The sequence below is a fragment of the Thioalkalivibrio sp. ALJ7 genome (assembly GCF_000376865.1).
Classification (GTDB): Bacteria; Pseudomonadota; Gammaproteobacteria; order Ectothiorhodospirales; family Ectothiorhodospiraceae; genus Thioalkalivibrio.
In genome coordinates this window covers 1-14,978 of the sequence record NZ_AQXQ01000011.1, presented here as the reverse complement: position 1 = coordinate 14,978, position 14,978 = coordinate 1, and the positions used below count along the sequence as shown (strand labels likewise).

20 protein-coding genes are annotated in these 14,978 nt (G+C 65.5%); 14 read left to right on the top strand and 6 right to left on the bottom strand.

The window, feature by feature from the left end; translation table 11 throughout:
- Nucleotides 1–184 precede the first annotated feature (184 nt).
- From xerC to D002_RS13445, 6 genes are all read right to left on the bottom strand, one after another.
- Complete coding sequence (xerC, locus tag D002_RS0106430) at nt 185–1,129, bottom strand: tyrosine recombinase XerC (protein WP_018141091.1); 945 nt, start codon at nt 1,127–1,129, stop codon at nt 185–187.
- On the bottom strand, nt 1,101–1,829 hold the full coding sequence (locus D002_RS0106425) for a DUF484 family protein (RefSeq protein ID WP_018141090.1): 729 nt from the start codon (nt 1,827–1,829) through the stop codon (nt 1,101–1,103). Before D002_RS0106425 ends, xerC begins: the two co-directional genes overlap by 29 nt.
- Nucleotides 1,826–2,662, bottom strand: coding sequence for a diaminopimelate epimerase (gene dapF / locus D002_RS0106420; RefSeq protein ID WP_018141089.1), 837 nt, complete (start codon nt 2,660–2,662; stop codon nt 1,826–1,828). The genes D002_RS0106425 and dapF overlap by 4 nt, the downstream gene beginning before the upstream one ends.
- Nucleotides 2,662–3,336, bottom strand: coding sequence for a trans-aconitate 2-methyltransferase (locus tag D002_RS0106415; protein WP_018141088.1), 675 nt, complete (start codon nt 3,334–3,336; stop codon nt 2,662–2,664). The genes dapF and D002_RS0106415 overlap by 1 nt, the downstream gene beginning before the upstream one ends.
- A complete protein-coding gene (gene lysA, locus D002_RS0106410) occupies nt 3,333–4,622 on the bottom strand; it encodes a diaminopimelate decarboxylase (RefSeq protein ID WP_018141087.1) in 1,290 nt (429 codons plus the stop codon). Before lysA ends, D002_RS0106415 begins: the two co-directional genes overlap by 4 nt.
- 61 nt (nt 4,623–4,683) lie before the next feature.
- Entirely contained in the window at nt 4,684–4,821 is a 138-nt protein-coding gene (locus tag D002_RS13445) for an LPS translocon maturation chaperone LptM (protein ID WP_018141086.1), read from the bottom strand.
- 336 nt (nt 4,822–5,157) lie between these two features.
- Between D002_RS13445 and soxY the strand changes: the two genes are divergently transcribed.
- The 14 genes from soxY to D002_RS13950 all read left to right on the top strand — a co-directional run.
- A complete protein-coding gene (gene soxY / locus D002_RS0106400) occupies nt 5,158–5,628 on the top strand; it encodes a thiosulfate oxidation carrier protein SoxY (protein WP_018141085.1) in 471 nt (156 codons plus the stop codon).
- A gap of 46 nt (nt 5,629–5,674) precedes the next feature.
- Nucleotides 5,675–5,959 (top strand): thiosulfate oxidation carrier complex protein SoxZ, encoded by a 285-nt coding sequence (gene soxZ, locus D002_RS13090; protein WP_018141084.1) that lies wholly within the window; start codon nt 5,675–5,677, stop codon nt 5,957–5,959.
- 541 nt (nt 5,960–6,500) lie between these two features.
- The gene (locus D002_RS0106390; RefSeq protein ID WP_231362921.1) at nt 6,501–6,875 is read left to right on the top strand and encodes a hypothetical protein; all 375 of its coding nucleotides are present in this window, start codon (nt 6,501–6,503) and stop codon (nt 6,873–6,875) included.
- A gap of 90 nt (nt 6,876–6,965) precedes the next feature.
- Nucleotides 6,966–7,559, top strand: coding sequence for an imidazoleglycerol-phosphate dehydratase HisB (hisB, locus tag D002_RS0106385; RefSeq protein ID WP_018141082.1), 594 nt, complete (start codon nt 6,966–6,968; stop codon nt 7,557–7,559).
- 24 nt (nt 7,560–7,583) lie between these two features.
- Nucleotides 7,584–8,240 carry an imidazole glycerol phosphate synthase subunit HisH gene (hisH, locus tag D002_RS0106380; RefSeq protein WP_018141081.1) on the top strand — a complete coding sequence of 219 codons (657 nt, stop codon included), beginning with the start codon at nt 7,584–7,586 and terminating at the stop codon, nt 8,238–8,240.
- A gap of 10 nt (nt 8,241–8,250) precedes the next feature.
- A complete protein-coding gene (hisA, locus tag D002_RS0106375) occupies nt 8,251–8,979 on the top strand; it encodes a 1-(5-phosphoribosyl)-5-[(5-phosphoribosylamino)methylideneamino]imidazole-4-carboxamide isomerase (RefSeq protein ID WP_018141080.1) in 729 nt (242 codons plus the stop codon).
- Between the two features lies 1 nt (nt 8,980).
- Nucleotides 8,981–9,775, top strand: a complete 795-nt coding sequence (gene hisF, locus D002_RS0106370; RefSeq protein ID WP_018141079.1) for an imidazole glycerol phosphate synthase subunit HisF — start codon at nt 8,981–8,983, stop codon at nt 9,773–9,775.
- A complete protein-coding gene (locus D002_RS0106365; protein ID WP_018141078.1) occupies nt 9,772–10,140 on the top strand; it encodes a phosphoribosyl-ATP diphosphatase in 369 nt (122 codons plus the stop codon). The genes hisF and D002_RS0106365 overlap by 4 nt, the downstream gene beginning before the upstream one ends.
- 200 nt (nt 10,141–10,340) lie before the next feature.
- A complete protein-coding gene (gene tatA / locus D002_RS0106360) occupies nt 10,341–10,634 on the top strand; it encodes a twin-arginine translocase TatA/TatE family subunit (RefSeq protein ID WP_018141077.1) in 294 nt (97 codons plus the stop codon).
- A gap of 44 nt (nt 10,635–10,678) precedes the next feature.
- Nucleotides 10,679–11,389 carry a Sec-independent protein translocase protein TatB gene (gene tatB, locus D002_RS0106355; RefSeq protein ID WP_018141076.1) on the top strand — a complete coding sequence of 237 codons (711 nt, stop codon included), beginning with the start codon at nt 10,679–10,681 and terminating at the stop codon, nt 11,387–11,389.
- On the top strand, nt 11,386–12,594 hold the full coding sequence (gene tatC, locus D002_RS0106350; RefSeq protein WP_018141075.1) for a twin-arginine translocase subunit TatC: 1,209 nt from the start codon (nt 11,386–11,388) through the stop codon (nt 12,592–12,594). The genes tatB and tatC overlap by 4 nt, the downstream gene beginning before the upstream one ends.
- 98 nt (nt 12,595–12,692) lie before the next feature.
- On the top strand, nt 12,693–14,243 hold the full coding sequence (gene gpmI, locus D002_RS0106345; protein WP_018141074.1) for a 2,3-bisphosphoglycerate-independent phosphoglycerate mutase: 1,551 nt from the start codon (nt 12,693–12,695) through the stop codon (nt 14,241–14,243).
- A gap of 13 nt (nt 14,244–14,256) precedes the next feature.
- Complete coding sequence (locus tag D002_RS0106340; protein ID WP_018141073.1) at nt 14,257–14,613, top strand: cupin domain-containing protein; 357 nt, start codon at nt 14,257–14,259, stop codon at nt 14,611–14,613.
- Between the two features lie 171 nt (nt 14,614–14,784).
- Nucleotides 14,785–14,978, top strand: a 194-nt coding sequence (locus D002_RS13950; RefSeq protein ID WP_155996072.1) for a helix-turn-helix domain-containing protein, incomplete at its 3' end; no start/stop codon positions are given.

Genomic DNA, 14,978 nt, shown 5'->3' with positions numbered 1-14,978 from the left:
CGGTCTCCTTTTGCTGCAGTCGGGGGCGATCCTGGGACGGTTCAGGCCCCAGGGCCCCGGGTGCGGCGTGCATTCGGCCGACTTATCCGGGGCCGTGAGGGTGCGGTGTCCCAGGGCTTCGCGCAATGAATCGTTGGCGAGGGTGTGGCTTCTCCCGAGGTTTTTGACGATCCTGCGGCCGTGTTCAGTCGGTATCGGCCGGGCGGCTCCGCCGGGCCCGCGGGTGGGCCGCATCATACACCTGCGCCAGATGCTGATAGTCGAGATGGGTATAGATCTGGGTCGTTTCAAGGTTGGCGTGGCCAAGAAGTTCCTGGATCGCCCGCAGATCGCCGCTGGATTCCAGCAGGTGGCTGGCAAAGGCATGGCGCAGCCGGTGCGGGTGCAGGTGTACGTCGAGACCCGCGCGCCGCCCGGCCTCGGCCACCCGGCGCTGGACTGCGCGGTTGCCAATACGCTGGCCTCGACGGCTGACGAATACGGCGCGCTCGTCCGCCGCTGCCCACTCGCCCCGGCGCTTCAGCCAGGCGCGCAGCGCGTCGCGGGCCACCCGTCCGACCGGGACGCTGCGTTCGCGCCGGCCCTTGCCGAGCACCCGCACCAGCCCCGCATCCAGATCGAGATCGATCAGGTCCAGCCCGGTCAATTCCGACAGCCGCAGGCCGGAGGAATACAGAAGCTCCAGCATGGCCTGGTCGCGGGCGGCCAGCGTCGGGTCCAGGCCCTCGGGTGGGGCCAAAGCTTGCTGGGTCTGGTCGACATCGAGATCACGCGGCAAGGCGCGCCCGGCGCGCGGGCCGCGCATGCCGGCGGCCGGGTTGGCCGGCATGCGCCGCTGTTCTACCTGGTAGGCGAAGAAGCCGCGCACGGCGGACAGAAAGCGCTGAATGGAGCGCGGGTGGCGGCCCTGACGGGCAAGCTGCCCCGCGATGCGGCGCATGTCGGCCGCCTTGAGCGCATCCCAGGGGCCGTTGTGCAGCACGCGCAGTTGCGTCAGGTCGCGCTGGTAGGCCTGGACGGTGTGTGGCGAATGGCCGCGAATGTCGCGTAAATGCGCGAGAAACGCCGCGATATCCGCATCCGGCGCGTCGGCGGCCTTGTCAGGCCGCGGCGTGGGTCCGCTCGACATGACAGCGGATCGATTCGGCCAGCAGGTCGCCGATATGGGTGACGAAGTAGGTGCCCATGTCGGGCTGGAAGCGATCCGCGGATTCGCTGGCCAGACCGAGCACGCCGATGCGGTTGGTATCGTCACCCAGCGGCATCAGGATCGCCGAGCCGATCTCTTCGGTGTCGTCGAACAGCACGTCCAGCATCTCGGCCGGCACTCGCCCGCACTGGGCCTTGCCGCGGCTGAACAATGGATCGAAGGTCGCCAGCTCGCTGGAGTCCAGCGCGTGCAGGTCCGCGGCCTCGCGATGGGCCAGGCGGATGCTGACACGCTCCGCGCCCAGCTCGTTGCGCAGGGCGTCCTGGGTCAGGGCCAGCACGGCGTCCAGATTTTCGGCCCGCATCAGGGTCTTGGCCAGCTCGTGCAGGTGCTGGCCCATGCGTTCGTTGTCGCGGGCGCGTTCGACCAATTCGCCCATGTGCTGCTCCATCGCGCGGTGCTTCTCGCGCAGCAGGGCGACCTGGCTCTCCAGCAGGGACACCGCGCCGCCGGTTGGGTGTGGCAGGCGCAGGATGTCCAGCAGGGGCAGGTGATCCTGAAAGAAGTCGGGGTGATCGCGCAGATAGGCCTCGACATCGGCCGCGCGGATCGTGTCCTTGGCGTTGTTTTTCGGGTTGCGGGTCTTTGCTGCAGAGGCGTTTGGGGATTGCCCAGTCATAGATCGATCCAGCCGTTGAATACCGTGGTGGCCGGGCCGGTCAGCCAAACCGGTGCCGCGGCCTGTCCGTTCCAGCTTAGCACAAGGGCCCCGCCCGGCAGGGCCACCTCGACCTCGTCGTCGACCAGTCCGCGGCGACGCAATACGGCCATCGCGGCGGCTGCGCCACTGCCGCACGCCAGCGTCTCGCCCACCCCGCGTTCGAACACGCGCAGATCAACATGGCTGCGGTCGCGCAGCGCGGCGAAACCCACGTTCACCCGTCGAGGGAAGCTGTCGTGACGTTCGATGATCGGGCCGATCTCGGCGACCGGGGCGTGGCCCACGTCGTCCACCAGGATCACCGCATGCGGGTTGCCCATGGACACCGCGCCCAGGGTGATCGAGTGGCCCTGTATGTCCAGGGTGTAGGCGTCGGCCTCCTGCTCGGCGACCAGCGGGATTCGTTCGGGCGTGAACACGGGCTGCCCCATGTCCACTCGGACCTGCTCGTCGTCTTCGATGTGCAGCACGATGCGGCCGCCCAGGGTCTCCACCGGGATCTCGCGGGCCTCGGTCAGGCCGTGCTCGCGCACGAAGCGGGCAAAACAGCGGGCACCGTTGCCGCACTGTTCCACCTCGGAGCCGTCGGCATTGAAGATGCGGTAGCGAAAAAGCGCTTGCGCGGGATCGCCCGGCGGCTCGACCAGCAGGATCTGGTCGCACCCGACGCCGAAGTGACGGTCCGCCAGCAGGCGCAGGCGGGGTTCGTCCAGGGCGACGTTCTGGCGCATGCCGTCGATGACCACGAAGTCGTTGCCGAGGCCATGCATCTTGGTGAATTCCAGGCGCATCAGCGGGCCTCCGGTAAGCGACCGTAGATGATCATGTGCCGGTCCGAGGTAGTCCGTACCTCGAACCCGCCAAGCCCGGCGGCGGCCAGTTGTTCGCGTACCTCTCCCGGGGTGAAGGCGGCGTGCAGGGAGTTCTCGAAGTCATGGCGCAGCACCTCCGGGTCATTGGCCGCGTACTGCGCGACCAGGGCCTGGACCGTGTCGGTCGAGTCCGGCCGTCGCAGGTCCATCAAGAAGACCGCTGCGCCAGGGGCCCCGTCACGCCGGATGGCCTGCCACAGGGCCGAAGGGTCATGCAGGTGGTGCAGCAGGGAGTTGCTGATGAGCGTCGCATAGGGTGCGCGCGGGCCCCGGGCCTCGGGCAGGCAGCCTTCCGCGAGGTGCACCCGGTCTGCCGCCGGGTGGCCCTGCATCAGGGTGTCGCCGGCGGCCAGCATGGCCGGGGCACCGTCCAGCCCGTCCACCTCGCAGGCCGGGTAGCGCGCGGCAAAGCGCAGCGAGACATCCCCGGGCCCGCAGCCCAGATCCAGCACGGGCCCGGCCACGGACCCCGGGAAGACCTCGGCAAAGGCATCCACAAAGCCCTCGTGCGGGGCGGCGAAGTCGGCCTCGGCATAGGCGCGGGCCTGTTCCGGCGCCAGCATCAGCTCGGGTTCCGGGCGGCGCGGGATCACGGGTCCACGCCCCCCGGCGGATTCTCGTCGTCGGGGTCATGCGGCAGCATGCTCTCGCGCATCATCAGGTGATCCACCTGCTCGCGGCGGTTGATGATCTGGAAGTGGTCGCCGTCGACCATGACCTCCGGCGGGCGCGGGCGCGAATTGTAGTTGCCGGCCATTACATAGCCATAGGCCCCGGCCGAGCGCACCGCGAGAAGGTCGCCCGCGGCCAGCGCCAGTTCGCGTTCGCGACCCAGGAAGTCGCCGGTTTCGCAGACCGGGCCGACGATGTCGTAGGTGCGCGCTGGCGTGTCATGGCGTTGTACGACCGGGACGATCTCCTGCCAGGCGCCGTACAGCGCCGGGCGCAGCAGGTCGTTCATCGCGCCGTCGACGATCGCGAAGTCGTGGGCCTCGGTGTGCTTGAGGTATTCGACTCGGGTCAGGAACACGCCGGCGTTGGCCGCGATCGCGCGGCCCGGCTCCAGCAGCACCTTCATTTTGCGCTCGCCCATGACCTCGCGCAGTGCGCTGGCCCACGCATCCGGCTCCGGTGGCGTCTCGTCGCGGTAGCGTACGCCCAGCCCGCCGCCGACATCGATGTGCTCCAGTTCGATGCCGTCGGCGGCCAGTTGGTCGACCAGGGTCAGCACACGCTTCAATGCGTCCGTAAACGGATCGATGCGGGTCAGCTGCGAACCAATGTGAAAATCGACTCCGGTTGCCTCGAGATGCTGGCTGTCGCGCACCCGGGCATACAGCGAAGGCGCCTCCTCGATGGCGACGCCGAACTTGTTCTCGCGCAGCCCGGTGGCGATATACGGATGGGTCTCGGCGTCCACATCCGGATTTACGCGGATGGACACCGGGGCTTGCACGCCCATTTCCGCCGCGACGGCCTCCAGGCGTTCCAGCTCGGGGGCCGATTCGACGTTGAAACAGTGGATGCCGACCTGAAGCGCCCGGCGCATCTCGGCAGCGGTCTTCCCGACCCCGGAGAACACCACCCGCGCCGGATCGCCGCCGGCACGCAGCACGCGTTCCAGCTCACCGCCGGAGACAATGTCGAAGCCCGCGCCCAGACGCGCGAGCACGTTCAGCACCCCCAGCGCGGAGTTCGCCTTGACCGCGAAGCACACCTGATGCGGTATACCGATCAGCGCCTCGCTGAACGCGCGACAGTGACGCTCCAGGGTGGCGCGGGAATATACGTAGGCGGGAGTGCCGACCAGCTCCGCAAGGCCGTCCAGGGCCACGCCCTCACAGAACAGCGTGCCGCCGTGGTAGTCGAAATAGTCCATCAGTGGTCCTTCAATGGGATCAGTACGGGTTCAGCGTTCCTGTGGCGTTTCGCTGCAAGGATCACTCGCGACGCTCCTCGGTTTCTTCGTCGTCGGGTAGGTAGAGATCCCCCTTCTGTCCGCAGGAGGCGAGCATCTGCATCGTGCCAAGCACGATAACGACAACGATCAGAAGCCATTGGGCCTTGCAGGAGAACATGAGTCGGGTCCGGGGTTGCGTTGCATCAAGAGGCGATAGTGTGCCATTGATACGCCGCTGGCTTCAGGTGTGGCCCGCCTTTGCGGCGGCGATTTCCTGGAAATCCACCCGATATTGAGCGGCGATGATTTTTGTTCATCAATGATTCAGCCAGGTTTGGGACTATGCACCTGCAAGACCAGCAAAAGACCACCAAGCTGGTCAGGGGCGGAACCCGATCCGCAGGGAATAGAGACCTGCCGGTCGCCGTCCAGAGCAACAGGCGTCACCGCGGTTTACCGCACCGACGTCCCGGAATGATCCGGAACTGACCCACAAGATGAGAGGAGATCATCCATGATTAGCACCAAGCGCCGTGTCTTCCTGAAAGGCACTCTCGCCGCCGGTACTGTCGGTGTCGCCGTCGGGGCCGGTCTGCTGGCCCCGAGCAAGCTGCTCGCCGCCTGGCCGTCCGAAGCCTTCGCAGCCGAAGGCCTGGAAGCCGCCATGGAAGCCGTCACCGGCTCCAGCGACATTGCGGATGGCGATGTGACCCTGAGCGCCCCGGAAATCGCCGAAAACGGCGCCGTGGTTCCGGTGTCCATCGAGTCCAGCCTGGACGACATCACCGAAATGGCCGTGTTCGTCGAGCTGAACAACCAGCCGCTGACCGCTCACTACGTGCTGGGTGATGGCGCCCACGCCAACATCTCTGGCCGTATCCGCATGGGCGAGTCGTCCAACGTGGTCGCCGCCGTGAAGTCCGGCGACACCTGGTACAAGACGGTTCAAGAAGTGAAGGTCACGGTTGGTGGTTGCGGCGGCTAACGCCGACCCCCAATCGCTGATCCGAACACTACTGGAGGTTTAAGATATGTCTATTCGAGTTCGCGCCCAGGAAAGCAATGGCGTAATCAACATCCGTGCGCTGATGAGCCACGACATGCTCGTCCCCGAAGATGACGGTGGCCCGCACTTCATCGAGACCGTGGAAATTGGTCGCAACGGCGAAACCGTGCTGACGGCCAACTGGAACTACACCGTCTCGCGCAACCCCTTCGTGCAGACCGAGATCGATGGTTCTGCCGGTGACACCGTCTCCGTCTCCTGGACGGACAACAAGGGTGAATCCGATTCGACCGAGGTCGAAGTAGGGTAATAAGAGGGATTTCATTCCTCTTGAAGAAGCCGGGGCTTGTCCCCGGCTTTTTTTGTTTCTGGGCAACGGGAATGCCCCGCAGCCCCTTTGTTTCGCAACGAAGCGCACGAAGGTGCGAAGAAGGGCCAGGTCAAGAGCGGTTTACAGGAAGATGGGAAGCAGGGAAAGGATTGGTTGAAGTGCTCCTGGATGGTCAGGACCTTGAGGGGCGACCGACCGCCGGATCGTCATGCCGGCCGGAGCGCGGCGAAGAGCGCGGGATCTCCAGCGTTTGCAGTGCCACATCGGGAAGATTCCAAATCACTGCTGCGAGGTGTCCGGGATGGCAAAAGCGTATGGCATGCCTCACCGCGACGGCATTCTGGGCAATCCAAAAACATCCAAACGCCCTTCTTCCAACCTTCCTGCCTTTCTGTAAATCGCTCTTGACCTGGCCTTTCTTCGTGCGCTTCGTAATGTAGCCAACCGTAAAGGCGGTCAGGCGGCGGGGAGCCGGGCTGTGGCCTACACTTCAGTTCAGACCCATGTGTAGCGATCCGTTATGCCACCTGAACCGCTTATCTCCCCCGCAGGCGCCGAGATGCGTCCGGCCTTGCTCCTCGAACCCCACCAGCCGTTGTGGCAACGCCTGCCCCGGCGCGACGCCGAAGGCCGGCGCCTGGCGGATTTCATGATGCTGATCCCCGGCCTGCGCGAGCGGCCCCGCGCCGAACTTCACGCGCGAGCCCACGCCATCGAGCGGGTGCTGAATGGGTATGGCCGCGAGATCGCGTTCGTGGAGTTGAACCTAAAGCTGAATACGCTGTGGGTGTCGCTGACAGCCCGCCCCGGCATCTGCAGCGAACTCCCCTGCGCGATCCAGGCGGTTGTGCCCGAGGCCCTGCTGGTCGGTCCCAAGCTCGCCCCGAGCCGATAGGCTCTCCTTCGAGGCCGCATTCCGCGCGCTGTCATACCGGGCGCGCGCCAGCCTTGCTACACTGGCCTTTTACCGTGCCTGAACCGGAACATGACTGAACGTACTGCATCCGTCCGCCGCGACACCCTGGAGACCAAGATCGCCATCGAGTTGAACCTCGATGGTACCGGTCAAAGTCATCTCGAGACGGGCATCCCGTTCCTCGATCACATGCTGGATCAGATCGCCCGCCACGGCCTGGTCGATCTCGATGTGCGCGCCGAGGGTGACCTGCACATCGATGCCCACCACACGGTGGAGGACATCGGGATCACCCTGGGACAGGCGCTTGCAAAGGCCCTGGGGGACAAGAAGGGCATTCGCCGTTATGGCCATGCCTACGTCCCGCTGGACGAGGCCCTGTCGCGGGTGGTCATCGACTTCTCCGGGCGTCCGGGGCTGGAGATGCATGCTGATTTCCGTCGTTCGCACATCGGCGAATTCGACGTGGACCTGTTCCATGAATTCTTTCAGGGGCTGGTCAACCACGGCTGGATGACCCTGCACATCGATTGCCTGCGCGGAGACAATGCGCACCATGTCGCGGAGACCATCTTCAAGGCCTTCGGGCGTGCCTTGCGCGCGGCGGCGGAGATGGATCCGCGCGCGGCGGGCATGATGCCGTCCACCAAGGGCAGCCTGTAACGGACCAAGGGACGAGACCCGGCCATGGAAACTGTTGCCGTCATTGATTACGGCATGGGCAATCTGCACTCGGTCGTGCGTGCGCTGGAGCACGAGGCGGCGGCCGACCAGCGTGTGCTGCTCACGGACGACCCCGAGACCCTGCGCGAGGCGGACCGCCTGGTATTTCCCGGCCAGGGCGCGGCGGGTGATGCCATGCAGGCACTGTCCAGCCGGGGGCTCGATCGCCTGCTGCCGGAACTTGCGGCCGACCGCCCGTTCTTGGGCCTGTGCCTGGGCCAGCAGATCCTGATGGATTCGAGCGAGGAGAGTGGCGGCGTCGACCTGCTCGGGATCCTGCCGGGCAAGGTCGCCCGTTTTCCGGCGATGGATGGCCCGGACGGGCGCCGCCTGAAGATCCCGCACATGGGGTGGAACCGCGTGCTGCCGGCCGCGGAGCACCCCTTGTGGCATGGCCTGCCGGAGACCCCTTGGTTCTACTTTGTCCACAGTTACCGGGTACAACCCGAGCGCGAGGCCGATGTGGCCGGGCGTACCGACTATGGCGAGACGTTTGCCTCGGCACTGGCACGGGGCTCGTTGTTCACCATGCAGTGCCATCCGGAGAAGAGCGCCGCCTGCGGGCTGCGCCTGCTGCACAACTTTCTGCGCTGGGACGGAGACGGTCCCGGGGCGTCGTGAGGAGTCGAAGATGCTGGTCATCCCCGCAATCGATCTGAAGGAAGGCAAGTGCGTTCGCCTGCGCCAGGGGAACATGGACGATTCCACGGTGTTCGGCGAGGACCCGGTGGAGATGGCGAAGCGCTGGGTGGACGCCGGGGCCGAGCGCCTGCACATCGTGGATCTGGACGGCGCCTTTGCCGGCCAGCCGCGCAATGCCCAGGCGGTGCACGCGATCGCCAAGGCCTTCCCCGACCTGCCGATCCAGATCGGCGGTGGCGTACGCGACGAGGACACGGTGCAGGCCTATCTCGATGCCGGGGTCGAGTTCGTGATCATCGGTACCCGGGCGGTCAGCGCCCCGCACTTCGTGAACGACCTGTGCCTGGAGTTTCCTGGCCGCATCATCGTCGGTCTCGATGCCAAGGATGGCAAGCTGGCGGTGGATGGTTGGTCCAAGCTGTCGCACCACGACGTGATCGACCTGGCCCAGCACTTCGAGGCTGACGGCGTGGTCGCCTTCGTCTACACCGATATCGCCCGCGACGGCATGATGAAGGGCCCCAATGTGGAGGCGACTGCGCGTCTGGCCAGCAACGTGCGTGTGCCAGTTATTGCTTCCGGCGGTATCAGCTCGCTGGACGATCTGCGCAACCTCGCCGCCCAGGAGGAAGAGGGCATTACCGGTGCCATCGTCGGTCGCGCACTGTACGAGGGCGCCTTCACCCTGGAGGAGGCCCGCAAGGCCGCCGCGAACTGAGATGCTTGCCAAGCGCATCATCCCCTGCCTGGATGTCGACGCCGGCCGCGTGGTCAAGGGCGTCAACTTCGTTGGCATCCGTGATGCCGGCGATCCGGTGGAGATTGCTCGGCGCTACAACACCCAGGGTGCGGACGAGATCACCTTCCTCGACATCACCGCCTCCAGCGACGACCGCGAGACCATTGTGCATGTGGTCGAGGCGGTTGCGCGCGAGGTCTTTATCCCGTTGACGGTGGGTGGCGGCGTGCGTGCGGTGGAGGACATCCGCCGCCTGCTGAACGCCGGGGCCGACAAGGTTTCCATCAACACCGCCGCCGTGCACCGGCCCGAGCTGGTGCGCGAGGCCGCTGACTGGGTCGGCAGCCAGTGCATTGTGGTCGCGATCGATGCCAAGCAGGTCAGCCAGGGCAATGAACCGCCGCGCTGGGAGGTCTTTACCCACGGAGGCCGCCGCGAGACGGGGCTGGACGTGGTCGAGTGGGCGCAGCGCATGGAGTCGCTGGGCGCCGGCGAGATCCTGCTGACGAGCATGGACCGCGACGGTACTCGGGTGGGTTTCGATCTCGCGCTTACCCGCGCGGTGAGTGATGCGGTCGGCGTGCCGGTGATCGCCTCGGGTGGCGTCGGCGAGCTGCAGCATCTGGTCGAGGGCGTGACCGAGGGCCACGCCGACGCGGTGCTGGCGGCCAGCATCTTCCACTTCGGGCAGCACACGGTGGGCGAGGCCAAGGACGCGATGGCGGCCGCCGGGGTGCCGGTGCGGCCAAACGACGCCGGGTTGGCCACGCAATGACCGATTCGACTTCTACGCGTCCCAGTGGTGCCGAGGTGCTGTCCGCGCTGGCCGAGGTGATCGAACAACGGCGTCAGGCCGATCCGGGGCAGTCCTATGTGGCCAAGCTCCATGCCCGCGGCCTGGACGAGATGCTCAAGAAACTGGGTGAGGAGTCGGCGGAGACGTTGATCGCCGCGAAGAACGACGACACGGACGCGCTGGTGTCGGAAATGGCCGACCTGTGGTTTCATGCCTTGGTGGTGCTCGCGGCACGCGGCCGGCACCCGGATGATGTGCTGGACGAATTGGCTCGGCGCTTCGGTCTGTCGGGTGTTGCCGAGAAGGCCGCGCGCGAGAGCAGTGGTCGACGCTCCGACCATTAGTCGTGTCCCGACCGTTTTTGATTGTCGGCCGTAAAGCGTTCGTTCATGTGGCTCGGCTACACTGCGATCACTGCGTCTTGTCTACGAAATCAAAAGGGACTTGAGCGCGAACGTGTACATTACTCGGTGTGCCCCTAGTTGATTATGCGCCTGGCGCCGTTCAGGCTACCCCCAAAGTCGTTTTACCGGAGACAGAGTTCATGGGTATCGGTGGTATCAGTATTTGGCAACTCCTCATTATCCTGCTGATTGTCGTGCTGCTGTTCGGCACCAAGAAGCTGCGCAACATGGGTGGGGACATTGGTTCGGCCATGAAGAACTTCCGCCAGGCGGTCAAGGATCCCGACGCCGAAGAGAAGAAGGAAGGCGAGGAAGACGGTGAGCCGCGCGAGGTCGAGGACCAGACCGACAGCGACGGCCGGGTGGTCGACGCTGAGGTGAAGAAGAGCAGCGAAAAGGATTCCGACGCCTCGCAATCGGACAAGAAGTCCTGAGCGCCGCGCCCTGTGCGGTGACTGGGTCCAGGCGGCGGTAGCCCATGTTCGACATCGGCTTCTGGGAGATCATCATCATCGTGCTGGTAGCGCTTCTGGTCGTGGGGCCGGAGCGTCTGCCTGGGCTCGCGCGCGAGATCGGGCGCTGGGTCGGCAAGACCCGGCGGTTCGTGCATAGCGTGCGTTCCGACTTCGAGCAGGAACTCCAGACCGACGAACTGCGCAACATGTTGAAGAGCCAGGATCGCGAGATCCGCCAGCTCAAGAACATGATGGACGAGACCGAGACCAGCCTGCGCGAGGACATCGAAGACACCGAGCGAGGTCTCCGCGAAGACATCGAAGGCGAGCAAAAGAAGGGCGGCAAGGATCTCTCCACTCAGGAGAAGAAGGCCCTGGCCGAGAAAAAGAAAGCCAAGCCCGCGGTCCGCGACAAGCCCTCCCGGCAGGTTTCCGATGATGCCGCCGATCCTGACGGCAAGAAGGATACGGCGGGTGACAGCGCTGAGGAAGAAGCCACCGAGGTGCGCCGGGTCCCTGCGAAGGGCGGCCTGGATGGCAACTTGATGACCGACGACCCGGCCCTGGCCGCCGAACAGAAGGCCCGCAGCGCCGATGGCCCGCGTCCGCAACGCAAGAAGCCTGCCGTGCGCGAGCGCCGCACGCCGGACACAGCCAACGAGCCGCCGGCTTCGGATTCAACCGCCAACGCCGATACCACCCACGACGATCAGACCCCTGACAAGCACTCATGAGCAAGACCAAACCGGGGGTTGAGCCGAGTCCGGAAGCAACCGAGACCCTGCTCACGCACCTGATCGAGCTGCGCGACCGCATCCTCAGGATGTTCATTGCCATCCTGGTGATGTTCCTGATCCTGTTCCCGTTCGCGAACCCGATCTACACCTGGCTGGCCGGCCCGCTGATGCAGCATCTGCCGGAAGGCACCAGCATGATCGCGATCGACGTGGCCGCGCCGTTCCTGATCCCGTTCAAGCTGACCCTGCTGCTGGCGGTGGTGCTCAGCATCCCCTATTTGCTCTACCAGGTCTGGTCGTTTGTGGCCCCGGGCCTGTACTCCCACGAAAAGAGCATGGCGCTGCCGCTGGTGGCCTCGTCCACCATGCTGTTTTACCTGGGCATGGCGTTTGCCTACTTTGTCGTCTTCCCGCTGATCTTCGCGTTCTTCACGGCCACCGCACCCGAGGGTGTGGCCGTGATGACCGATATTTCGCGCTATCTGTCGTTCGTGATCATGTTGTTCATTGCCTTTGGCATCGCCTTCGAGGTGCCGGTGGCGACGATCCTGCTGGTCTCCATGGGGGCCACCACGCCGGCGAAGCTGGCACAGAAGCGCCCCTACGTGATCGTCGGCGTGTTCCTGGTCGGCATGGTCCTGACCCCGCCGGACATTATCTCGCAGACCCTGTTGGCTCTGCCGATGTGGCTGTTGTTCGAGGTCGGTCTGATCCTGTCGCGCATCATGGAGCGCAAGAAGGCCCAGCGGGCTGCGACCGCGGGTGGACCCGACGCGGATCTGGATGACGACGGACCGTATGATGACGGCCCTGACGACGATGGCCCTGGGGGCGGTGGCGGCTCCCCGCGCAAAGGCTCTAGTGGTTACAAGCGGTACTCCTCCAAGGTCGCGAACCCCTCGAAGGGCGGCTCCAAGGGGGTCGCCAAGGGTGCCGCCAAGGGACAGGCGAAGGCGAGCAAGGGCACCAGTGCCGCCGCGCGGACCGGGTACACGCCACTGACTGACGATGAGATGGACGCCGAACTCGACCGCCTGGAGGAAGAACAGGCCGAGTTGCGCCGCCAGCGGGAGGCCCGCCAGACCGGTACGGCAACGGAGGATGCGGCGCCGGAGTCCACGGACAAGCCGCTGCCGGACGCGGATGAACGCGACGCCACTGGCGCCTCCGAGCCGGATCAGGACCCGCCGCGGGACCGCTGATCTGGCGCGCGCCGATTTGTGTGGGGTCGCGCCCCATCAAAGCATCGGAACTTGCTAAAATGCCCGGGTAATCCATTGACCCAGGTATTGATTCCGCGATGGCCGATCCGCGTTCGACCCCCCGCCGCCCCGTCCTGTTGATCATCATGGACGGGGTGGGCGTCAATCCCGCCAAGGTGAATAACGCTTACGCCGAGGCGGACACCCCTCGCCTCGACGAGTATCTGTCCTCCCATACGCACACCACGCTGGATGCCTGCGGTCGTGCAGTCGGGCTACCCGACGGGCAGATGGGCAACTCTGAGGTGGGGCACCTGACGCTGGGTGCCGGGACCGTGATCAACCAGGACCTGGTGCGCATCGATGACTCCATTTCCGATGGCAGCTTCTACGAGAACGATGCCCTGGTCAGTGCCGCGCGGGCGGCCGCCAATAACGACTTGCCGTTGCACCTGATCGGCCTGGTCTCCGATGGCGGTGTGCATTCGCATATCCGTCATCTGCGAGCACTGGTCGAGATCTGCCAGCGCGAAGGCGCGCGCCCGATGGTGCACATGATCACGGATGGCCGTGACACCGCTCCGCGCTCCGCGCTCCAGTACCTCGACCCATTGGAGGAGGAGCTGGCCAACGCCGGCGGCGCGATCGCCACTGTATGCGGCCGCTATTACGCCATGGATCGCGACAAGCGCTGGAACCGGACCGAGAAGGCCTTCCGTGCAATCGCCTACGCCGAGGGCGAACCCGCCAGCTCCGCGCGCGAGGCGATCGAAGCCGCTTACGCCGCGGGCGAGGACGACGAGTTCATCAACCCGCGCATCATCAACGGCGGCGCGCCTCTTGGGCAGGATGCGGTCTGCGTGCTGTTCAACTTCCGCAATGACCGTCCCCGTCAGCTTACCGCGGCGCTGGGCATGGATGATTTCGACGGCTTCGACCGCGGCGATTTTCGGCCAGTCGCCGAGACCTGCCTAACCGAGTACGACCCCCGCTTCCTGTCGCCGATCGCCTTCCCGCCGGAGCGCCCGTCGACCACCCTGGGTAGCACGATCGCCTCCGCCGGCATCCCGCAGTTCCACTGTGCGGAGACCGAGAAATATGCCCACGTCACCTTCTTCTTCAATGGCGGCAAGGAAGAGCCCTACGCCGGCGAACAACGGGTGATGGTCCCGTCGCCGGCGGTGGACACCTACGACGAGCAGCCCGAGATGAGCGCACAGGAGGTGGCGGACGAGACCATCAAGGCGATGGAGAGCGGCCGTTACGGCTTTATCCTGGTCAATTTTGCCAATGGCGACATGGTTGGCCATACCGCCAAGCGCGAGGCCTTGCTTGAGGCCGTCCAGGTCCTGGACCGCGAAGTCGGGCGCGTCCTGGATGCTGCCAAGGAGCTGGAATATTCCGCGATTGTCACCGCCGACCATGGCAACTGCGATGAGTACGTCGATCCGGTCACCGGCGCTCCGCACACCCAGCACACCATCTACCCGGTGATGTGCATGATCACCGACTCGCAGCGCTGGCGCCTGCGCACCGGCGGCGGTCTGGCCGACGTCGCCCCGACCGTCCTCGAGCTGATGGGCGTCCCCAAGCCCGCCGCGATGGGGGGCAGCAGCCTGCTGTTGGAGGAAGTGCCGGCCTCGGCCTGAGCACTCGAACGCGATGCACACCCGTTACTCCGACATCCCGGCCTACGATACCAAGGACGGCTCCGAGATCCGTGAGCTGATGCACCCCGCGGTGCACGGAAACGCCGCCCAGAGCCTGGCCGAGGCCGTGGTCGAGCCCGGAGCGATCACCCGCCTGCACCGCCACGCCCACACCGAAGAGCTCTACCATGTGACCCGTGGGCAGGGCGAGATGCGTCTGGGCGAGGACATCTTTCCGGTGACCGTGGGCGACACCGTCTGCATCCAGCCCGGTACGCCCCACAACATCCGCAACACGGGCCCCGAACCGCTACATATCCTTTGCAGTTGCTCCCCGCCCTACTCGCACGACGACACCGAACTGCTGTAGTCCCGCGGTCATCTCAGACCGAAACCCTCCGGTCCCCTTCTCCTATCGTTGAGAGAAACCAAACGACGATGCTCGCGTCTCCCTAGCTGTGATCTCTCAATAGGTTGTCCACGGGACGACTCCGAAGGATGCTGAGTTTGCGGACTGAGCCATTCCCAAGGAGGACGCCCCGTGAACCTTCACCAAAATGCCTTAATGGGCCCCCGCGGTCGAGAGCGGATGGCTCGTCTGGTCGTGGATCACGGCCAGAGCCTTCGGGCCACGGCCCGCGCCGTTGGCGTGGATCCGAAGACCGTGCAGCGCTGGGTCCAGCGGTTCCAGGAGGCGGGCCGTTCAGGTCTTGTGGACCGTTCGTCCCGGCCGCG